The 21,393-nt window shown below is 36.5% G+C and carries 22 protein-coding genes; 17 read left to right on the forward strand and 5 right to left on the reverse strand.

From position 1 onward, the window contains the following. The first annotated feature begins 4 nt into the window (after positions 1 to 4). The 4 genes from FLUTA_RS14945 to FLUTA_RS14960 all read left to right on the forward strand — a co-directional run bounded on the left by FLUTA_RS14945 (position 5) and on the right by FLUTA_RS14960 (position 7,592). Positions 5 to 1,255 carry an AAA family ATPase gene (locus FLUTA_RS14945; protein WP_013687730.1) on the forward strand — a complete coding sequence of 417 codons (1,251 nt, stop codon included), beginning with the start codon at positions 5 to 7 and terminating at the stop codon, positions 1,253 to 1,255. Further along, positions 1,242 to 4,349 carry a type I restriction endonuclease subunit R gene (locus tag FLUTA_RS14950; RefSeq protein WP_013687731.1) on the forward strand — a complete coding sequence of 1,036 codons (3,108 nt, stop codon included), beginning with the start codon at positions 1,242 to 1,244 and terminating at the stop codon, positions 4,347 to 4,349. Before FLUTA_RS14945 ends, FLUTA_RS14950 begins: the two co-directional genes overlap by 14 nt. Positions 4,350 to 4,449: 100 nt before the next feature. Then, entirely contained in the window at positions 4,450 to 6,612 is a 2,163-nt protein-coding gene (locus FLUTA_RS14955; RefSeq protein ID WP_169312090.1) for a hypothetical protein, read from the forward strand. Then, a complete protein-coding gene (locus FLUTA_RS14960) occupies positions 6,609 to 7,592 on the forward strand; it encodes an HNH endonuclease (RefSeq protein WP_043023855.1) in 984 nt (327 codons plus the stop codon). The genes FLUTA_RS14955 and FLUTA_RS14960 overlap by 4 nt, the downstream gene beginning before the upstream one ends. Positions 7,593 to 7,607: 15 nt before the next feature. Here FLUTA_RS14960 and FLUTA_RS14965 read toward each other — a convergent pair whose 3' ends face one another. Beyond that, positions 7,608 to 8,198, reverse strand: a complete 591-nt coding sequence (locus FLUTA_RS14965; RefSeq protein WP_013687734.1) for an ImmA/IrrE family metallo-endopeptidase — start codon at positions 8,196 to 8,198, stop codon at positions 7,608 to 7,610. Continuing rightward, positions 8,170 to 8,508 (reverse strand): helix-turn-helix domain-containing protein, encoded by a 339-nt coding sequence (locus FLUTA_RS14970; RefSeq protein ID WP_013687735.1) that lies wholly within the window; start codon positions 8,506 to 8,508, stop codon positions 8,170 to 8,172. The genes FLUTA_RS14965 and FLUTA_RS14970 overlap by 29 nt, the downstream gene beginning before the upstream one ends. A 466-nt stretch (positions 8,509 to 8,974) precedes the next feature. Here FLUTA_RS14970 and FLUTA_RS21960 point away from each other — a divergent pair, with 466 nt between their 5' ends. The 7 genes from FLUTA_RS21960 to FLUTA_RS14995 all read left to right on the forward strand — a co-directional run bounded on the left by FLUTA_RS21960 (position 8,975) and on the right by FLUTA_RS14995 (position 14,739). After that, positions 8,975 to 9,103 (forward strand): hypothetical protein, encoded by a 129-nt coding sequence (locus FLUTA_RS21960; protein WP_013687736.1) that lies wholly within the window; start codon positions 8,975 to 8,977, stop codon positions 9,101 to 9,103. Between the two features lie 70 nt (positions 9,104 to 9,173). Then, positions 9,174 to 9,332 (forward strand): hypothetical protein, encoded by a 159-nt coding sequence (locus tag FLUTA_RS21625; protein WP_013687737.1) that lies wholly within the window; start codon positions 9,174 to 9,176, stop codon positions 9,330 to 9,332. A gap of 52 nt (positions 9,333 to 9,384) precedes the next feature. Further along, positions 9,385 to 10,344, forward strand: a complete 960-nt coding sequence (locus tag FLUTA_RS14975; RefSeq protein ID WP_013687738.1) for a nucleotidyltransferase family protein — start codon at positions 9,385 to 9,387, stop codon at positions 10,342 to 10,344. After that, positions 10,341 to 10,982 carry an SEC-C metal-binding domain-containing protein gene (locus FLUTA_RS14980; RefSeq protein WP_013687739.1) on the forward strand — a complete coding sequence of 214 codons (642 nt, stop codon included), beginning with the start codon at positions 10,341 to 10,343 and terminating at the stop codon, positions 10,980 to 10,982. The genes FLUTA_RS14975 and FLUTA_RS14980 overlap by 4 nt, the downstream gene beginning before the upstream one ends. A 53-nt stretch (positions 10,983 to 11,035) precedes the next feature. Continuing rightward, positions 11,036 to 11,812, forward strand: a complete 777-nt coding sequence (locus FLUTA_RS14985; protein ID WP_245545448.1) for a DUF6602 domain-containing protein — start codon at positions 11,036 to 11,038, stop codon at positions 11,810 to 11,812. A gap of 1,318 nt (positions 11,813 to 13,130) precedes the next feature. Continuing rightward, positions 13,131 to 13,574 carry a hypothetical protein gene (locus FLUTA_RS14990; RefSeq protein ID WP_013687741.1) on the forward strand — a complete coding sequence of 148 codons (444 nt, stop codon included), beginning with the start codon at positions 13,131 to 13,133 and terminating at the stop codon, positions 13,572 to 13,574. 223 nt (positions 13,575 to 13,797) lie between these two features. Continuing rightward, positions 13,798 to 14,739 (forward strand): hypothetical protein, encoded by a 942-nt coding sequence (locus FLUTA_RS14995; protein WP_013687742.1) that lies wholly within the window; start codon positions 13,798 to 13,800, stop codon positions 14,737 to 14,739. A 36-nt stretch (positions 14,740 to 14,775) separates the two neighbouring features. Here the strand turns inward: FLUTA_RS14995 and FLUTA_RS15000 are convergent, their stop codons facing one another. From FLUTA_RS15000 to FLUTA_RS15010, 3 genes are read right to left on the reverse strand one after another with little or no spacing between them, the layout of a single operon-like run. Continuing rightward, on the reverse strand, positions 14,776 to 14,958 hold the full coding sequence (locus FLUTA_RS15000; protein ID WP_013685345.1) for a hypothetical protein: 183 nt from the start codon (positions 14,956 to 14,958) through the stop codon (positions 14,776 to 14,778). A gap of 56 nt (positions 14,959 to 15,014) precedes the next feature. After that, a complete protein-coding gene (locus tag FLUTA_RS15005) occupies positions 15,015 to 15,284 on the reverse strand; it encodes a hypothetical protein (protein ID WP_013687743.1) in 270 nt (89 codons plus the stop codon). Positions 15,285 to 15,295: 11 nt separating this feature from the next. Further along, the gene (locus FLUTA_RS15010) at positions 15,296 to 16,045 is read right to left on the reverse strand and encodes a hypothetical protein (RefSeq protein ID WP_043024366.1); all 750 of its coding nucleotides are present in this window, start codon (positions 16,043 to 16,045) and stop codon (positions 15,296 to 15,298) included. A 271-nt stretch (positions 16,046 to 16,316) separates the two neighbouring features. Here FLUTA_RS15010 and FLUTA_RS15015 point away from each other — a divergent pair, with 271 nt between their 5' ends. The 6 genes from FLUTA_RS15015 to FLUTA_RS15040 all read left to right on the forward strand — a co-directional run bounded on the left by FLUTA_RS15015 (position 16,317) and on the right by FLUTA_RS15040 (position 21,320). Beyond that, positions 16,317 to 16,511 carry a hypothetical protein gene (locus FLUTA_RS15015; protein ID WP_013687745.1) on the forward strand — a complete coding sequence of 65 codons (195 nt, stop codon included), beginning with the start codon at positions 16,317 to 16,319 and terminating at the stop codon, positions 16,509 to 16,511. Positions 16,512 to 16,980: 469 nt separating this feature from the next. Further along, positions 16,981 to 18,240, forward strand: a complete 1,260-nt coding sequence (locus FLUTA_RS15020; protein WP_013687746.1) for a site-specific integrase — start codon at positions 16,981 to 16,983, stop codon at positions 18,238 to 18,240. A gap of 356 nt (positions 18,241 to 18,596) precedes the next feature. Beyond that, on the forward strand, positions 18,597 to 19,406 hold the full coding sequence (locus FLUTA_RS15025) for an RteC domain-containing protein (RefSeq protein ID WP_043023856.1): 810 nt from the start codon (positions 18,597 to 18,599) through the stop codon (positions 19,404 to 19,406). A gap of 252 nt (positions 19,407 to 19,658) precedes the next feature. Next, entirely contained in the window at positions 19,659 to 19,961 is a 303-nt protein-coding gene (locus tag FLUTA_RS15030) for a helix-turn-helix domain-containing protein (RefSeq protein WP_013687748.1), read from the forward strand. After that, positions 19,948 to 20,679: a hypothetical protein gene (locus FLUTA_RS15035; RefSeq protein ID WP_013687749.1), complete on the forward strand. Its 732-nt coding sequence runs from the start codon at positions 19,948 to 19,950 to the stop codon at positions 20,677 to 20,679. Before FLUTA_RS15030 ends, FLUTA_RS15035 begins: the two co-directional genes overlap by 14 nt. 20 nt (positions 20,680 to 20,699) lie before the next feature. Beyond that, positions 20,700 to 21,320, forward strand: coding sequence for a P-loop NTPase family protein (locus tag FLUTA_RS15040; RefSeq protein ID WP_013687750.1), 621 nt, complete (start codon positions 20,700 to 20,702; stop codon positions 21,318 to 21,320). Positions 21,321 to 21,393: the final 73 nt, after the last annotated feature.

A 21,393-nucleotide genomic window follows, 5' to 3' on the forward strand; every position in this document is an offset into this window, starting at 1 on the left:
TCAAATGGGACAGACATTAACTGAAATAGCAAAAACACTGGAACTTGCAAATAAAAAGGTACAGTTGATTTATGCATTCAATGGAACTGGTAAAACACGCTTATCAAGAAAGTTCAGGCTTGAGGTTGCTCCAAAAGATGTGGAAGATGAAGAAAATACAGGAATTAAAGTCCTGTATTACAATGCCTTTACTGAGGACCTTTTTTATTGGGATAATGATCTAAATTCAGACACTAATCGAAAGTTAATCATAAGACCTAACAACTTTACGGGATTTGCATTAAAATATTTAAAAGACCAAGGTTTAGATAATAATATTATTACCAATTTTCAGCATTATTCTAATGCTTCAATAACCCCGGTTTTTAATGAAGAATATACTACTCAAGATGAGCATAGGAATGATATTATCATTAAGGCATATTCAGAGGTGACATTTTCATTGGCAAGTGGTGACGACCAAGGTTTGCCTAATATTAAAATTTCTAAAGCAGAAGAAAGTAATTTTATTTGGTGTGTTTTTTATAGTTTATTAGAAGAGGCAATTGAGACACTAAACGAGACCGATGAAACTAATCGTGCAACAAATGAATTTAATAATTTAGAATATGTTTTCATAGATGACCCAGTGAGTTCATTGGATGATAATCATCTCATTGAATTAGCAGTTAGTCTTTCTGGATTAATAAAAAATAGTAGTTCAGAACTTAAATTTATAATAACAACACACAACCCGTTGTTTTATAATGTTATTTCAAACGAACTCAATAATAACATACCAAATCCTTTGTATATAATAGGTGAACAAAATATTGGTGTAAAAAAATGGATATATCACTCTGACAATTCTATAAAGTATCGTTTTGTTAAATTTTCGGATGGTAATTTTAGCCTCGAACAACTTGGCAGAAAAACTCCTTTTTCATATCATTTACAACTTCTTAGGGAAATTCAAAAAGCTAAAAACAATCCTATCCTAATAAAAAAATTTCATTTTAATTTTATTAGAAATGTTTTGGAGAAAACTGCTACTTTTTTGGGGTATTCTAATTGGGAAAAATTATTACCAATTGTAAATGGAGAACCAGACCCTTTTGCAAATCGTATTTTAAACCTTTCAAGTCATTCTGCTCATGCAGGTGATGAAATTGGAGAAGTTCAAGAAAACGATATAGATAAGCTAATTGAATTAGTAAATTATTTAGAGAGTAATTATAAATTCTCTGAATTAATAGAACAAAATGAAACAGTATAAAACCATCGCAGAATCAAACAATTTTATTGTTCTTGATCAATACATCAAATTTTCAGCTTGGAATGAAGCTCCTGCAGTTTACCAAACAGAATCAGCGCTAGAAAAGGAATTTTTACAGGACCTAATCAATCAAGGGTATGACAACCCTACCAATCTCAACACGATTGAAGCTATGCTTGCAAATGCCAGAATTCAGCTTCAAACACTGAACGATATGGAGTTCACTGATAGTGAATGGATTAGGTACGTAGAAGAGTATTTGGACAAACCAAGTGATAACTTGGTTGAAAAGACACGGAAAATCCATGACAATTATATATACGATTTTGTTTTTGATGATGGACATATCCAAAATATCTACTTAGTCGATAAAAAGAATGTCGCTTGCAATAAAGTTCAGGTAATCTCACAATTTGGGCAAAAAGGAACACATGCAAATCGCTATGATGTTACAATTTTAGTCAATGGCTTGCCCTTAGTACAAGTAGAGTTAAAAAAGCGAGGGGTTGCTATACGTGAAGCTTTTAATCAAGTACATCGCTATACCAAAGAGAGTCTGAATAGCACTAATTCTCTTTTCAAATACGTACAGATTTTTGTTATCTCCAATGGCACCGACAGCCGTTATTTTGCTAATACAGTTGAGCGAAATAAAAACAGCTTTGACTTTACGATGAATTGGGCGAAGTCTGACAATGCTTTAATTAAGGACCTTAAGGATTTTACTGCAACATTTTTTCAGAAACAGACGCTTTTACAAGTACTATTAACCTATTCCGTTTTTGATACTAGCGATACACTGCTGACCATGAGACCTTATCAAATTGCTGCAACCGAAAGAATCTTATGGAAAATCAATAGTTCATTTCAATCTAAAAATTGGTCTAAGACCGAAGGCGGTGGTTATATCTGGCATACTACAGGTTCAGGAAAAACCCTTACCAGCTTTAAAGCGGCAAGATTAGCAACCCAACTGGATTTTATCGATAAAGTATTCTTCGTAGTCGATCGTAAAGATTTGGACTTTCAAACAATGAAAGAATACCAAAGGTTCTCTCCGGATAGCGTTAATGGATCAGATAGCACAGCAGGATTAAAAAGTAATATCGAAAAAGAAGACAATAAGATTATTGTCACAACCATTCAGAAGCTAAACAACCTGATGAAAACGGAGAGTGATTTAGCCATTTACCAAAAGCAAGTAGTGTTCATCTTTGATGAAGCGCATCGCTCTCAATTTGGTGAAGCTCAAAAGAACCTGAACAAAAAGTTTAAAAAATTCTATCAATTTGGTTTTACGGGCACTCCAATATTTCCTGTAAATGCTTTAGGTGCAGAGACAACTGCAAGTGTCTTTGGTACTGAATTACACTCTTATGTAATTACGGATGCGATTAGGGATGAGAAGGTATTGAAATTCAAAGTAGATTATAACGATGTACGCCCTCATTTTAAAAGTATAGAAACAGAAATTGATGAGAAAAAACTGAGTGCTGCAGAAAATAAAAAGGCCTTCTTGCATCCCGCTCGTATAAGTGAGATTTCTCAATACATTTTACAAAACTTCAGGATAAAAACCCATAGAAATCAAGGAAGCAACAAGGGCTTTAATGCTATGTTTGCAGTAAGTAGTGTTGATGCTGCCAAATGCTATTATGAAGAAATAAACCGTTTACAAAAAGAGAGTGATAAGCCGCTAAAAATAGCAACCATATTCTCATTCGCAGCAAATGAAGAACAAAATGCCATTGGTGAAATTGTCGACGAGTCTTTTGAGCCAAATGCGTTGGACAGCAGTTCCAAAGAGTTTTTAACTGAAGCCATCAATGACTACAACAAAATGTTTAAAACCAGTTTTGGTGTCGAAAGTAAAGAGTTTCAAAACTACTATCGTGACCTTGCCAAACGGGTAAAGAGTAAAGAAGTTGATCTAATCATAGTTGTTGGTATGTTTCTTACTGGTTTTGATGCACCAACTTTGAATACCTTATTTGTAGACAAGAACCTGCGTTATCATGGCTTAATGCAAGCTTTTTCTCGTACCAACCGAATTTATGATGCTACAAAAACTTTTGGAAACATTATTACATTCAGAGATTTAGAAAATGCCACAGTTGAGGCAATCACCCTATTTGGTGACAAAAACACCAAGAATGTAGTACTTGAAAAGAGTTTCAAAGAATACTTAGAAGGATTTACAGATAGTACCACAGGCGATGCACGCAGAGGATATATAGAGGTCGTAAATGAACTGAATGAAAAGTTCCCGAATCCAGATGAAATTGAAACAGAAAAAAGTAAAAAAGAATTTTCAAAACTCTTTGGAGAGTACTTGCGAGTTGAAAACATCCTTCAGAATTACGATGAATTTAGCAATCTCAAAGCATTTCAGGCAATAGACAAAAACGATCCAGAAGCTATTGAAACGTTTAAAGAAACTCACTTTTTATCAGACGATGACATTGTAGTATTGCAAGAAATCGAATTACTTCCAGAAAGAACCGTACAAGATTATAGGTCAACCTACAATGATATTCGTGATTGGTTAAGAAGAGAGAAAGGTGGAAAGGAAGCAGAAGAATCAAAAATTGATTGGGATGATGTGGTTTTTGAAATAGACCTACTTAAATCGCAAGAAATAAACCTTGATTATATCCTTGAATTAATTTTCGAGCAAAACAAAAAGAACAAAGACAAAGCCTCTTTAATAGAAGAAATTCGTAGAGTTGTTCGTGCCAGTATAGGAAATAGAGCAAAAGAAGGCCTAGTTGTTGATTTCATTAATGAAACAGACCTCGAAACAATTCAAGACAAAGCAAATGTTTTAGATTTATTCTATGCATACGCTCAGGAGAAATTAAAGATAGAGGCTTCAGAACTGATTGAAGAGGAAAACTTAAATGAGGAAGAAGCAATACGATACATATCAGCTTCTCTAAAACGCAAATACACAAGTGAAAATGGAACCGAGTTGAATGCAATTTTGCCTAAAATGAGTCCATTGAACCCACAGTATTTGACAAAAAAGCAGAATGTATTTAAAAAGATTTCCTTGTTTATCGAGAAGTATAAAGAAATAGATGAAAAAATTTAATGTTGAATAGAGCATTTTGAATTAAATGTAGTTGACTACAAACAGATTGTAGGTAACGAAATAAATTGGTGGAAGTAAAACGGTGAATGGACAATCGAAAATGAATGGATTTAAATTATTGGCGATAAGACCGCTTGAAGGGTGTGACCCAAAATTCTTAAAGAATTTAAAGGAAGGAATGATTTATAAGTTTTATCAAGACTATGAATATTTCATTCTTGAAAACAAAGTTCAAGTCAAGTTAACACATAATAATTACGAAAAATTTAAGGGAGTACCAATTGAATCCTTCACTTCTCTCAATGAAGAACAAAATCTTTATTCATCAGAAGATTTGAAAATAAACATCTCTGCTGTGGTTGGTGAAAACGGCAGTGGAAAGAGTGCGTTAACGGAAATATTCCTTAAAGCAATGTTTGATTTATCCATTCAAGAAGAGTGGATCACCGAAAAAAAACTAATCCTTCAAAATCAAACGAACCAGGAATATAATAATAACCAGGTTAAAATTCTTGAAGAACAAATTAAGAACCTTCTCCTTGAATCAGATTCTGAAACAAAAGAAGAAAAACTTAGTGAATTAGGTAAAAAACGATCTGAATTTGCTCAACGAAATTTAAGCACACTAAAATACCAAAAGAGACTTGAAAAGTTTAAGAAAAGTAGTTTGTGTTTTGAGCTGATTTTCAATAATAGTGAGGGTGAAACTATAATTATAAAGAAGTTAAAGGGGGTTGAAACTATACTGATTGCCGGAGTGGAACCGAAAGGTGAAAAGCTGAAATTCAGCTCAATTTTCTATACAATCTTTCTTAATTATTCCATTTACGGTTTAAACGGAAAGGATATCGGAAAATGGATAGATTATCTGTATCACAAAAATGATGGATATCAAACTCCTGTTGTAATTAATCCACAAAAATCAAATGGTAACATTGACGTCAATCGAGAAGAGGAGCTTAGTAAATATAGAATCAATCGTTCAGCTTTTGAGTCAGGTAAAATTTTAGATCTAAAAATAACGAAGGTTCGATTTTCATTAAAAGAAAGATACACTAATTACGAAGTTACTTACAACTGGGAGACAGATTCTTTGTTTGTGAACATCGTTCCAGAAATAGCGGAATACAAGTTTCACAATGAGGGAAAATCGAATCTTGAATTTCTATCGAAACTATTCGGTCAGCCAACTAATGATACAAAGTTAACATCGAAACCAGCTGAAGAAGACGTTTCCGAAGAAGAAAAGAAGATGTACGATGACGCTTTATCTGAAATAGTAGATTTTATTGCGGCATACTTTATTGGAAAATTGTTCAAGACAGATAAATTGTATGGTTTCAATAAATTTGTTTCAAGTGCTGATTATTCTGGCTTTGAGTTGAATCAAGTAACTAATTATTGCATAGAAACAATTTGGAAAAGCAAATCACACAAGCATTTAAAGTTAAAACAGCTCATTGATGTTTTTAAAAATAAATTGAAAATTGCTACTGAAATATTATTAGCGAGTAAGGACGATAAATGGATGGAGTTTGATGAATTCCAGCAAATGTTGGATTTAATTCAAGATCCTGATTTACTGATTTCGTTGAGTTCAATTTTTGAAATTGATTATCAGTTTGAAGACAGATCACAATATTCGAAATTCAGCTCCGGTCAAAAACAATTTGTCAATACGATCGAAACAGTCAACTATCATCTGCGCAATTTGGTTTCTAATGAAAATGAATATAATTCATTTAATATTATTCTTGACGAAGTCGAGTTATATTTTCACCCCGAATACCAGAGACAATTAATAAAAAAAATGATTGATTCAATTAATCGTCTTGGATTACCAAAAGACTCTAGTATTAACATTCTTTTCTTAACTCATTCACCGTTTATTTTGTCAGATATCCCGTCATCCAATATCCTGAAATTGAAAGATGGTTTACCAATTAATGAAGAAAATCAAACTTTTGGCGCAAACATTCATGATTTATTAGCAAATGACTTCTTTTTAGAAAATGGATTTATGGGGGAGTTTGCTAAAATCAAGATAAGTGAAATCATCGAGGAATTACAAGGAGTAATTGAAGCGAAAATAAGTATTCTTCCTAAGCGTCTTACAGAAATTGAAAAGATAATTCAAATTATAGGCGAGCCACTTCTAACCAATAGTCTCAACAGTTTGTATGCAAAAGCATACCCTGAAAGTAAAAATGATTTTTTACAATTTCAAATCGATAAATTGCTTGAACTTCAAAATCTAAAATGATGATTGCTATTGATATAAATAGAATAAAAGTAGTTCAAGAAAAATTCAGAATAGAAATCATTGGGCAACATAATGAAGCATTAAAAAAATTAAATGAATTAGCGCCCTCGTCAACAGCTGATTGTATTTATCTATATGAAACCATTGAATTGTTTAAAAATGAGAGTGATTTTTTATTAAAATCACCACTAGATATTGAATTACTCATTCCCTCTTTACCAGCTGTACCATTAGTTGAAAAAAAAGTGAAAAACAAGATTGAAATAGTAAAGAGTTCAATTAAGAATGAAATTTTAAAAGCACTTAATTATACTAAACTTAGATCTGATTTTTATCCAGCTTACTTCAAAGAAATTGGCATTAAAGCTTGTGTATATTGCAATTCAAGTTTGACAGTATCTGTAGATAGAATCGATAATGAAGGGCGTGATGAGGTCCGTGCGAAGTTTCAGGTTGATCATTATTATCCGAAATCGGAATTTCCAATGTTAAGTATTTCGCTTTTCAACTTGTATCCTTCTTGTGCCTCATGTAATAATGTGAAACTTGAGAAGAAGGTTCAATTTCATTTGTATTCAGACGATCAGCATTTAATAGATAATTCAAGTTTCAGTTTTAAATTATCGTCGTATGATGAGGCAAAATATTTGCTCGATAAAAAGAATAAAGACATTGATTTCGATTTTATTGAAAACTCAAATCTACCCGAAGGATTCAGTTCTTTTCAAGCCACATTTGATATAAAAGGAATATATAGCACTCAAAATGATCTTATTTTGGATTTAATCGATAAGAGTCTGATTTATGATTTTCACTATAAAAAAAGTTTGAATCATAGTTTTCCTAAGCTTTTCCTTTCTAAAGAGCATTTTGAAAGGATTATTTTAGGTAACTACCCACGTGTACAGGATATTCATAAACGCCCAATGTCCAAATTTATGCAAGATATTGCGCGTGATTTAGGAATAATAGATTATTAATTAATAAGTTCAATCTTAATACCTCATCCTCACTAATTGTATTTTGGCACCAGTTACACCAATCCTATATCTAACCATTTCTACACTTGCATTAAAATGCTCAGCAATTTCATTGTTAGTCATACTTTTCTTCAATGCCCATATCAATGCTTCTCTTGGAAGTTGTAAACATCCTCCAAACCAAATAGCTTCATTTTCTTGTTCTTGATCATGATGTCTTAGCATTCCTGCCAATCCAGTTTCTTCAATCTTTGGATCAACTTTATGGTCACAAATTACATGCGCAAGCTCGTGCATCAAATTACTTTGTTGTCGTTGTGCTGAATGTTCTGGATTATGTATGATTAGGTATTTATCGTTTTTTAAAGGTATTGTTACAGCAGACCAATGTTCTTTGCCATTACCTAGAAGTTCATCCAAATGCTTCGTGTCTAATTCCTTGAAATCTTGAGGAACAAATAGTGGGATATTCAAATGCGCAATCAAGTCGAATGCACACAAAGCATCATTCGAATTCAATCCAAGGTCTTTACGCAATTCAATTGATTTTTTGTCAGCCCAAGTTTTAAAGCCCTTTTTAAATGAGTTCTTTTTCAACGGAGGCATAGGCAATATTTATCATTTGTATCAATGCTTCTGCTGTTGCCGAAGGTAAACTAGTGTCAGCACGTAAATGTGCAATTACTACATTTTTCTCGTCCCTGTTTTCAGAATGAACCGTAAAAAACTCAGGTGAAACTTCTAGCCAGTTGCAAATTTTCAAATATGTTTCAATATCTGGTAAACTTCCTTGCTCTATTCTTGATAGGGTTGAAGGACTAACCATTATTTCACTTGATAGCTGTCGCAGTCCAGTATTGCCTCTTTTCGATTTGATCATCTCAGAGAACTTTAGTGTATCTATTGATGAGCTCATGTTGATAATTGGTTAAAAATGTGGATAACGTTTCGACAAATATACGATTGTTTCTTTGGTGAAACAATAAATTTTATGTTTCTTTGTCGAGAATTGTGTTTCACAAATGAGACAAGATTCTTTTTCACATAAATTACAACACATTTTAATGAAAACTGACAAGTTGTCATTAATCAACGCTGTTACGAGATTAGCGGTGAAAAAGTTAGATAAATTAAAAAGTCCTCCGACGACCAAATCAAAAGGACTTTTAATTGGAAACAAAAACAGGTAAAAGGATACCTGAGTTTTGAATTTTAAGGTGCAAACTTACTACTATTTTTGACCTAACAATAAATTCTCTCTAAAATTCCTGTATTACATTTTCAATCCAACGCTGGGTTGCGCTATTGATTTGCGTCAAAATCACGTCAATTTCTTTCTGACGAGAGGTGAAGGAGTATTGTATAATATAAATACTAAAAAGATGGCAAAAGACTCATCAGGAAAGAAGTTTAATAGAATTCCTGAACATACTCGTGTTGTTAATGGGAAAACGATTACCGTTCCCGAACACATTCGTAGTAATCGTTCTGACAGCAAAGGAAAGAAATAAACTACTACAAAAAAGAGCGAACCTCTCTGCTTTCTAAAGAGGCCATGAATAGAAACATAAAACTTATTTTATGAATAAATTTTTACTTAAAAATGATCAGGTAAGCATTTGCCACAAGGATAACTGTATCCAAGCAAATGGTAAAAATGCTGAAATGATTGCAAAAGGAGCAACAATTATGTTGTTGTTCTTTGGAATAGCAGCGATCGTTCGCGCAGTTTCAAAATAAAAACCAGAAGGGTGAAAGGCCCTTTTTTAATAAACAAGGTTAATACTATAAAATGAATAAAAATAATTATTTAGCTAGCGCACTTGAGAGCCACAGAATGAGTCATGTAGATGATCTATTGGCAAAGTACATCGAGAAAAGAGAAATCGTCAAAGATGCTCTTCAAACAAAATTTAAAGATCAAATTGTAACTCGTGCAATTAACTCAGGCTCATATGCAAAACATGATGCAATTAATACGAAGTTTGATTTGGATTTATGCCAACCCTTCAAAAGAAATGCATTTACGACATTGGAGGAAATGGCTGATGCTGTTTACGATTTCTTAAACGAAGAATTCGAAGATGACGATTTGGTCAAATACAAAACTCGAAAACAAAGAGTTTCGACTGGTATTACTTTTGTAATTGACGGTGATGAAATTCAAATGGATGTTGTTCCGGGTCGTGAATTACTTGCTGATGACTATGCTCAGACCAACAGACTAAATCTTCACGTTCGTCCAAAACTACTTCAACCTGCAAGTACAACTCAAACCAATATACAAGAGCATATCAATCTTGTAAAGGGTAAAAATGCTGAGAGAAGCATTGTTCGACTTCTTAAAGTATGGAAAACTAACAAGAATCAGAGTAGAGTAAAATCATTTTTCGTCGAACTCATAACAATTCGGGCATTTGAGAATTGTACTGAAATACCAACAGGGCTTTGGGAGCAATTGAAAATGGTAATGGAGTATATACGAGATAACGTTGAAACCATCCGTTTAGTAGACCCAGCTAATTCCAATAACGTTGTATCTAGTACAATGACAGATTCTGAGAAATACAACCTTCACTTAGATATGAAACAGATTCTAGAAATGGTTGAGCTTAATGACGAGAACTTAAAAATTTATTTTCCTGTTAATGATGATTTCTACAATGAAGAAGAGGAAGAAGCGAAGCGAAAACAAGCAGCTTTAAACTTGTCACGTTCAGGTGTAATTAGTCAACCTTGGTGTAATAGATGAGAAATCAGCTGAATGACATAAGGAAAGCGATTACGCATTTTCCACTACTAAAAATCATAGAAAATGGAAAATTTCTATTGGTCGAAGGTGACATAGTACTTTCAGACCGAGAATATGGAGAGGTCGATCGTTATAGTGTTTCAATAAGCTTTCTGAAATGTTACCCCAATTGCTTCCCCAAAGTTATAGAGACGAGTAAGAAAATACCAAGGAAAGATTTCCGTCACGTTAATCCAGACGGTACTCTTTGCCTTGCTGTAGAACCTGAAGAACGATTGATTTCAAAAAACGGGATAACCTTTAAATTCTTTTTGGATAAAGTACTTGTGCCTCATTTAAGTAGAGAAACATTTCGGGAACTGAATGGGGAATATGCTGATGGGGAATATGATCATGGTAATGCAGGTATTTGGGAGTTCTATATAAAAAAATTAGACAACACAGATAAAAAGCAAGTGCTTTTGGAACTAAATGAAATTAGAACCTCCAAATGGATTGGTCGCAATGAACCTTGTACTTGTGGATCCAATAAGAAATTCAAGAATTGTCATTTGAATAAATGGGAAGAGATTAAAAGACTGGGAGATGAATACCTGAAAAATCAGATAGAAAATTTAAAAACCGATTTAGCACGATGAGTGAAAATAAAAAGATTGATATTAAGTCCTTGTTTAAGGGCTTACAAAATCAAATGAACGCAGCCCTAAGTACAAATAGAGAATTCATAACACATCCTGGATCCAAAGGTGATGCGCTTGAAAATGCTTGGATTGAATGGTTACGAGCCTATTTGCCAAATAGGTACAGTGTCGATAAGGCCATAGTGATTGATCACGAGGGAAATACAAGTCATCAAATGGATATTGTGATTTATGATAATTGGTTTACTCCATTTATTTTCACGCAAAATGGATTTCATTATATTCCAGCGGAAGGAGTATATGCTGTTTTTGAGGTGAAACCTGATATAAAGGGAAATGTTGATGATCAAACATATATCGAATATGCAGCTAATAAAATCGAAAGTGTAAGAAAATTACATAGAACTAGTACTGATATGATCAATTCTGGCAAAAAGTTCCCGCCTCGTCCATTGACAAAGATTCTTGGAGGTATATTGTGTAGTACAAATACATATACTCACAAGAATAATGATACTATTCAGGAACATATCAAAAAGCAGATAGGGTTAAAAAGTATCGATTTAGGTTGTATTGCAGATTACGGAAGTTTTTTTGTTGACTATGAGCCAAATGAAGAAATTATGGAGACTGGCCAAGAAAAATATTTGGAATTCTATGCAGCAAGAAATTTTAATGAAATACGCTTCAGTAAACAAGAGAATTCACTGGTAACATTCTTCATGCAACTTACACGTTATTTACAGCAAGCTATTGGGACCGTTCCAGCAATAAATCTTCAATCGTATCTGGATAAAATTGATGAAGAAATAGATAAGGAGATTTAAGATTTTGTACATCAGGTTTAATTCTCATAGATTCAGAAAAATATCTAATCAAACCAATGTTTTTTAATGTTTCTTCTTTATTGAATAAAACAAAAAAAAGCAGCAAAACGGGAGTCTTACTGCTTTTTAATCAACCTAACCTAACCACCTAAATCAGTTCAAATATAATAAACCCAAGTATAATATCCAACGCTTATTATTCTGTCAGATCCTATTGATAAAGTCCGTTATCCTAAGAAAATCCTCCTGAAATCCTAGACACGGTAAAGCGGTCTTCCGCCTAGTTCTCACAGCTTCAGAAAAACATAAAAACAAGGGTAATACAAGCTCCGTTGCTCTGCGCCCTTGTTTTTAGCACTCACTTAGCCAACGCTCAGAATTCCCTTTTGGCTGTTCATTTGTTTTCTTAGCCTGTTCATCCTTCGTTGTCAGTCACAGCTCCTTTGCCACCCATCACACCGTAGTAGCTGAAAGCTTACTACGGATGTTCCCCAATTAGTTCGTCAGGGAAGCTAGTCCCGTCACTCCCTTCCTTTTAGTTTCATTGGGTGTCACCGCTGTTTGTGTATGCTCGCCTGCTAAATCAGTCAGGCTTCGGGCTTGTCACAGTTTTTGTAATCCCCACTTCAAGTAGCTGTTCTCATTTTGCGCCCTTGGTTCCGTAAACTGGTTCCCATCTGCAAAATATCAATCAGCAACTTTCCGTTCCACACAACAAAAGCCTTAGAGCCGTCGTACCTAGTCCTAAGGCCTTTGCTTTTCCATTTGCAAAATGCCTCCTGTCGTATCACCTTACAGGATGATTTCGCCAGGGAGCATTTTCGCAACGCACACCAGCCCTTACTCTCCACTGCGTTGCAAGTAACAGCTGGTCTAGCCGACGCGCATCCACTCACGAAACAAAAACTCAGCCAATCCCTTGTGCATCCTGCATAGGTCGCCAGCTGTTCAGTCCCTGCCCATTTCTGTCTTCCACCTTCCCTCAACTCGCGGGCGGCTCGCGCTCTCCATGTTTCTCTGGCCGTTTATATTGCTAAAGCAAAGCCATTCAAAACACTCCGTTTTGCTTTAGTGGTAAGAAAAGCATATAAATCATGGTTCTTACTGGAGATAAACGCTACAATTCTAACCTATGTTTCTTTTGGAAATGCACTTAATGCTTTCCTTTTACCACTAAGCCAGCTGCCTTGCTCCACCGGCAGCGCTCAAGGCTGTTTTACCCATCGTTTTACAATCATTAATTATCTTCCATAGTTAAATAGGTTCTTTAAATGGATTAATAATATATCTATATTTAACCAACATTTAAAAGAACTATATGGTAGAAACTCCATTTCATTTAGATGGGATTTATGTAAGATCGGTTGAAGTAAAAAAAAACGTGCTTGGTTACATTAATTCCATAAGTGATGCGATTTTTGGTGCAAAGACTCATTCTTATTACGAAGTCATTTGTTTTAAACGCAATACTAATGACCCTGCTAATCCAGCTCAATTTTACCTCGATTATGTCCCCATTTTTCAAATTGATTTTTTAAGACTCCTAGAACATTATAGAACTAGACCTTGTTCGTACTTTGCCCATAAAAGCATCACAATAACTGATAATCGGATTTTTTTTGAAAATGATGAAATAGAATGTTCAGTTTCATTTCACAATAAAATAGATCTATACCTAAATGTTGAATGTAAGCTAACTGGTTCTTCAGAATCATCCATCTTGAAATATGTTAGCTGGTCGTCTATGGGGCAATCATATTGATTTATATCAAATTCGTTTATTTGGTAATTTGTTGTTCAATCAAAAATCTACATAATTGAATAATAAAAAAAAACAAAAGCAAGATAGTGTCTCATTTCAGCCCTGCAAGGTTAAAATGAATTTTGAATAAAAAATGCAGGTTTCAACTACCAAATCCTAGTTCACAGAACAATCAACTTTCAAATTACATTCGGTGTAATCATTTTTTCTCCAAAAACCTTGCATGCCTAAAATGTTAGCCACTCGGGTTTGCTCTTTCTTTTTTCTCTTTTTCTTTTGGGTTTTAATTAACTGGAAAAATGAAATTCACGTATTTTTAGCATCACCAATCGTTAAACTTAATCCTATGAAGAGAAGCGCTTCTGATATTTGTCTCCTATGTTTAACAAACCCTTCAACGAAGACAAATTCTCACATTCTACCTAAATTTCTTTCGAAGGAATTATTTGGTCCTAAACAGCAAAAAAAAGGATTTCAAGTATCAAGTTCGAATCCAATTAATCATCCCAAACATACAATTCAAGATTCACCTAAAGAAAATTATATTCTGTGCCCAGAATGCGAAGATTATTTCAGTTTACTAGAAACAATTTGTTCTGATGTCTTTAACACATGGAAGCAAAAATCAAATAATGGGGAATATACCCTAACGTCATACAAGAAACTGTTTTCAATTGTTTTTTTTAAAACAATGAATAGCAAGGTCTTTAGATTAATGATTTATTCTATTTTCTGGAGAAGTAGTGTTACAAATCATGCTGTTTTCAATCGTTTTCAGATAATACCTGAAATTGAGGAAAAAATTCGGGAATCACTTGTTTTACATAAATCAGTGAATAAGTCAGAATTACAAAAAGTGTTTTTATCAATGAATAAAATTCCTCTTTATCCAATATCCATAATTACATCTGAAACTTTCAAAGATCAAACTTCAAATTTGATATTTGCTTCACCCCGTAGAGATGTTTATCTTATAATTATGGACCAGTTTAGCTTGATGATGTTTGAAAATGATAGCAAAGTTACAGAGGAACTATTTCGATTAAGTAGTAATATGGAAGTTGAAGATTGTAAAATGCTCGTATTTAAAGAAGAGACTTGGATGATGAATATAGTTCAACCAATTTTAGATTTAATTGCTAAAAGTATAGTTGAAAATAGTTAACCAAAAAAATACGGCACCCTTTCGAGTGCCGTTCATTTATTCTGATAAATACTTCCAAATCCGCTTGAGAATCAAACTAACAATGAAACTGGCCACTGCACCAACACATGCGAGAATCACTGTCTTTGAAAAATCTTGCGAATCGATGTTCGCAGCAATGGTAAACACTGTACCTGTAACCGTTCCTGCAACTGTTGTGGTGTCCTGATGTGGCGTCATTGCTAGTTGCTTTTGGATTAATTACTCGGTTTTCTTTTTGATGAGAAATCCTTCAATTATTCATCGTTTTTCTTCCCATCGTCAGCAATTGCCGCTTGACTCATAGCTGAAGCCACAGTTCCACCCACGATCAAGTAACCTGCAACGGTTACAAGTGCTGCGGGCAGAGCAACTGGAGCGGCCAACAATGCCGTTCCTGCAGCTACTGTTACTAATCCAGCCAAACGGAGTTTTTTGAAGAAAGGAGGCGTTTCGCTAGTGCAACGCGCGAAGAAAGACTTCAAATGGTCTTTAAACTTCGGGTCTTGTAAATTTGAATTTTTCATGACTCAATAGTTTAGCTTACTTCAACGATTGACAACACATTGAATGCACCGTTTTTCAACGAGTACTGCGCTGCATTTACTTCTTGGAAGAACTCCAAGCACAAAACAAAAACGTTTGTTCCTTGTCCTGCTGGAGCTTGTGGAGGTGTTAACGTCACATCTGTTGACGTTGAATCAAGTGGTAAGTTTGATTCCGGTGAGATTTGAGTGTCAGTTTCTCCAGTCGCGAAGTCAACTTTTGCCCAGGCACATTTTAATGTTACGTGAGTTGCACCTTGAGGATAGTTAATATCATTGATCGGAATCAAGTTGTTAATGGTAATCGCTCCAGTGTTCACGTCAACTGTGAAGGGTTTGAAGAATACACTTCCCAAAGCTGAACGGTTGTTGAAATTGAACCCTTTCAATAATTCTTTTGCTGCAGCATCGGTGATGCCACCAGCAACAGTTCGTCCACCTCGAGAACTTTGAGTATCAAAATCCTTAATCAAGGTCATTACTTTCGTCATTCTCGCGGTTACGCCACCATCACTTGCAGTCTGCATCAATGGGCGCAAAGAACTTCTTACGAGCTTCCCAGATTTTGCAGAAGAACCAAATTCGGAGTTGTTCTCACGAGTTCGAACGAAAGCTGGGTCATTTGCGATACGCTTACCGTCAACAGACGTTTTCATGCGCGCAAGATTTCCATCTTTCGATTTGTAGAAATTGACATTGTCTAATGTGCCTTTTAATTTGATAAGGCCTGTTTGTCGTGCCATTGTATTTCGTATTTCTGTTTGACCGATTTCTAGGTAGGTCATTTCACCTTTCAAGATGAATCAGAAATCTAGATTTGCGCGCGTCTGAAGCATATTGACAAGACAAACATTCAACGAATTGCAAAGCATTACAATAGACCTATACCGTATCATAAACTTTATGCTGTTTTGTGCCGTTTTTGCACCTTGAAAAGCCTCAAATAGTACCTAATTTTGTGTATAGTTACACCCAGGGTCACCCACAGATTACCTATGGATAGTATATGAAATAATGAAAGAAAAGCGCTTAGTCATATATCCCAAAGACATCATGCTAATTACTGGCAAAAGTGAGCGCTATTGTCGTTACTTAATGAAGAAAATGAAAACACATTTTCAGAAGGAACAACACCAAGTAATAACTGTTTCAGAGTTTGCTCAATACCTTGGTTTAGATCCTGAAAAAGTGAGTGATTTTATCCTATAATTTGACTGTTTTTGCTGTTAATTGCGAATCATTTTGTATCTTTACCGTAAGAAAAACGATCTTTCAAATAGCGTTAATTCAATGCAAATTTTCAGCCAGCAAATCAGCCAGCAGAAATTTGGATATTACGAAATAGTAAGGAAAGTGGTAGTTTTCAAAGATATTATGGTCCCCAGACGGATCACATTACTATCCCAGCGGGATCACAAGGGAAGCGAGAGCTTCCCTTTGTTTTTTATCAAAACCCTGTAAATTTAATGTTTGCAGGGTTTTCTTTTTAAATCAAAATTCATCAGAAAACAACTAATAACATATTTCAGGAGACCTATTCGGAGACCTGCTATATCTTCGTGAAAAGAGGTCTCGCTAAATCTCGAAAAGCATTGTAAATATTGGGTTTTGGAGCATTAGAGCTACAAGGACATAAATGCTAATCGGTGACCTCTCGGTGACCAAAAAACGATGAGATATGAAACTCAATTTCACGTACAGTAGAATTCTAATGGTGAAGAAAACCAAAGTCCGCCAGAATGGTGAAGCGCCTATTTATTTGCGCATTACAATTGACGGACTGCGCGTTGAAATTTCAACCAAGAAATGGGTTGCTCTTGACAAGTGGAACGCAACTACACAAACAGTTAGAGGAAATACAGAAGACATTCGTCTAACCAACACCTTTCTGCAAACCTTGCTTAGCAAGGTTGACCGCATTCACTTCGATCTGTCATTACAAGATCGCATTCCCACTCCGGATGAAATTAAGAACCAACTTTTGGGAGTAGAAGATAAACCGGAGTACAAAACCATCTGCGATGCTTTCGACTACCACAACCTCAAAATGGCAGATATGGTCAAGATCAGCAAGATTTCGCCCAAGACACTGATGCGCTATCAGATCACCAAAAACAAGGTTGTAGCATACATGGAACGGAAGTTCAAGCTTTCAGATATGCCGTTACACGAACTGCGCCTGGCATTCATCACCGAGTTCGAGCACCATTTGTTGACAGTAGACCGGATCCAGTCAAACACCGCGCACAAATACATCAAGAACTTGAAGAAGATCATGAACATGGCCGTTGGCCTGGACTGGATTCCGTCCAATCCTTTCAACCTGTTCAAATGCTCCTACGTCAGCACAGACAGAGAAATCCTGAACCAGGACGAACTGGAAGTTCTTCGCCTGAAGCCGATCAGCGTTCAACGCTTGGTAGAAGTGCGCGACGTGTTCGTGTTCTGCTGTTACACAGGCTTCGCCTACAGCGATGTTTACCAGTTTCAGCACGACGCTGTCATTGTCGGCTTGGATAAGGAATACTGGCTCTCCACCAATCGCCAGAAAACAGGCACACGCGAAAGCGTTCCCCTGCTTCCGATTCCTCTGCAGATCATCGAAAAGTACAAAAACGACGAATACTGCATCAAGTCAAACAAGCTTCTGCCAGTAAACAGCAACCAGCGATACAATTCCTACCTGAAAGAACTGGCTGACATCTGCGGCATTAAAAAGCACCTGACCACTCATATTGCCCGTCACACCTTTGCAACAACCGTTACGTTGGCCAATGGCGTTCCAATCGAAACCGTCAGTTCCATGCTTGGTCACAAAAGCATCCGTACCACCCAAGTATATGCCAAGGTTGTAGAAAAGAAAGTGAGCGATGATATGAAAACTCTACGCGATAAGCTATCACTGGCGAACACAAGTCCTCTTTCCAAAATCGGGTAACCATTAATCAAAAGCCACGTCGCCCGGATGTGGCTTTTGTCCTTCGCCTTCCGCACGGATGCATCAGCTGTGCCTTGATCAACAGCAGCTGCCGTTTGGAAGCACATTTTTTTAATTGCGAAAGCCGTCTACTTCTGCGCTTTCAAGTTCAGCACGGTCAACAGATCGTCGCCCGACGTTTAAACAAAGGCAAAGCTTTCACCCTCAAAAAAATGCGCCCGATTCCCATTATTCGCGAACCTTGCTAAATTACTTTTTTAGTCCAAATGTAACCTTAACAGTGGCTTAATCGTTTATTAACACCACTGAAACACACCACTGGGATGCTAAGTAAAATACAAACCCTACTATTCGAAATGGAACACAAGTTGAGTTTCATTGACATCGACACATCCAGTTCGGAAGAATTGGCCAGTACTTCACTGGAAATCGTAAGTACCTATTCCTCCAAACTGAAAGACACTGAATCCGAAACCCAATTTAAAAGTCTGGAAGATGAAATAGCATACTTCAAACATTACAAGCCGAAACTGCTTTCCAGGTACATCTACTTTTACAGGCTCTTCGAGTTTGAGGTCCGTAAGAAACACCAAAGTCCGAAACAGATCAGAAAGTTCTTCCGAAAAGAGAAAAAGCGGATGCAATCTTTTCATGAGAAAAACATCGACTTCATTGACTACTACCGGAGCAACCAGACGAATAAGGATCACGAATACTTTACACGTAAAAACTGCTTTGATTCCACTTGTACGGAAAAAACAATCGTTGCACTGTCCAGTCCCGGTGACTCGAAGAATGACCTGATCATCGCAGAACTGCTTTCCAACGATATGCTCTATGTCTACGTTGAAAAAGAGCTGCGCAACCTGAAGGATGAAAAGCCAGAAGGAAAAGCAAGGATCAATAAACTTAAATGGACAGGAAGCAAAGTCGCCATGATCGAACTTATTTACGCCCTGGCTTCATCCAATGCAATCAATAACGGCAACATAGATATCAAAGACATCATCAGCGAATTTGAATTGTTCTTCGGGTTGAAGATTGATTCACCTTACCAATCCTTCAGCGAGATCAAGAACCGAAAGACTGATGTAACCAAGTTCCTGGATAAACTCAAAGACGCGCTTTCCAGAAGAATCGATGAAGACTACATTCATGACTCATGATGAACTAATGATTTCCAAAAATTACCCAATCAAAGATTCAAAATAACATGTAGTGGCGGATCATGATCCGCCAAAAGCACAAAAATCGCAAGGCTTGCAACAGCGGGTTTCAACCCGGTGCATGATCCTGTACCCAAACCACAACAAACACAACCAATTCACCCCAAATCTTTCATGACCTGTTCATGAGTCATGAAACCCTTTCCACCAAACACTTCACATTTGTCGCCATAACCCATTAAAATCAAATGAATGGCAGCAAACATCATCACACAGGAAGATCTTGCACAGTTCAAGATCGAATTGCTCGAGGAACTCCGCGAGATCATTTCCCACCCTGCGGAAAAAGAAACCAAGAAAAACGAAGTGCGCTGGCTCAAATCGCACCAGGTGCAAAGACTGTTGAGCATTTCCCCAGGTACCTTGCAGAACCTGCGTATCAATGGCACAATTCCTTTCACAAAGGTCGGCGGTGTAATCCTCTATTCGCAGGAAGACATCAACAACGTCATGCAGCAAAACATGCGCAACCGAATCCCGAATGCATCAAAATGAATTCCAGGTCAACTACATCAGGCACCTTTCAGGAGTCCTCGATAAATTCGCACAAGACAAGCGTCTCACGCCTTGCCACGTCAGCTTGTACATCGCCCTTTTCCAGTTCTGGAACATGAATAGGTTCGCTAATCCCATATCCATCACCCGTGCAGAGATCATGGCAGTTTCCAAGATCGGTTCTGCCAACACGTATACCAAATGCCTGAAGGAACTCGACAAGTTCGGGTACATCCAATATTTACCCTCTTACAGTCCACTCCGTGGAAGCCTCGTTAACCTGTACAATTTTGATAATAGTACTGATAAGGGTAGTGATAATAGTAGTGATAAAGGTCGTGTAAGGGCAGTGCGACCTTCTATAAACAATAAGAAACAGATGAAACAAGTAAACAATTTGGAGGAAGAAAAAAATTCTTCCTCACAAAAGCCAGGGAATATGAAAGCTGAAAAATCAAAATCAAATCAGTTTGTTAAGCCGGATCTGCGAACCGTCCGCGAACATTTCAAGGAAAAGAACTTTCCGGAACTCGAAGCGCAGAAATTCTTCAACCACTTCGAATCCAACGGCTGGCTCGTCAGCGGAAAAACACCCATGAAAAACTGGCAGGCAGCAGCCAGGAACTGGATGCTCAACCACGAAAAATTCAAATCTCCGTTCGTTCCAAAAAACAAGTTGAGCACCGATCCGGATAAAAACTACTCCGAACCATTGTAAAACACTCGAAAAGTCAAATTATGCAGCTCTATACCATCCAGGACAACAAGAAAATTTACGATAGCGCAGCCTGTTTCCATTATTTGAATGAAGCTGGAAAAGCGCAGTACGGCCAAAATTTCCAGCTGCAGCGCGAAGACCATTCCATCATCATGAAATTGTTGCTTTACGCAATCAAGGATGAAGACGGATGCCGGGAAAGCAACATTGATTTGCGGAAAGGAATCCTGTTGAGTGGTCCGGTCGGCTGTGGCAAAACCTCACTCATGAACTTGGTCCGTCCGTTCTTCGATCCGGATCGCAGACACCTCATGAAGCCCGCGCGCGATATCACCTTCGAATTCATCAAAGATGGTTACCAGGTCATTCACAAATACGGCAAGTCATCCAACATTTATTGCTTCGACGATCTAGGCATTGAGCAAAACATCAAGCATTTCGGAAACGAATGCAATACCATGGCCGAGATCCTGCTAAGTCGGTATGATCACCTCATCTACTCCAAAGTACTCACGCATGGAACTACAAACTTGAATGCGAATGAACTTGAAGCTATGTATGGAAATCGTGTGCGGTCAAGGCTGCGGGAAATGTTCAATTTGATCTCATTCCCGGCTTCGGCAAAGGATAAGAGAAAATAGAATTTGTTTTAAAGAACCTAAAAACGAAGAGAGATCTAAATTCCCCCCTTCGGAAAATAGAGATTATTTCCCA

The organism is Fluviicola taffensis DSM 16823 (genome assembly GCF_000194605.1).
Taxonomy (GTDB): domain Bacteria; phylum Bacteroidota; class Bacteroidia; order Flavobacteriales_D; family Crocinitomicaceae; genus Fluviicola; species Fluviicola taffensis.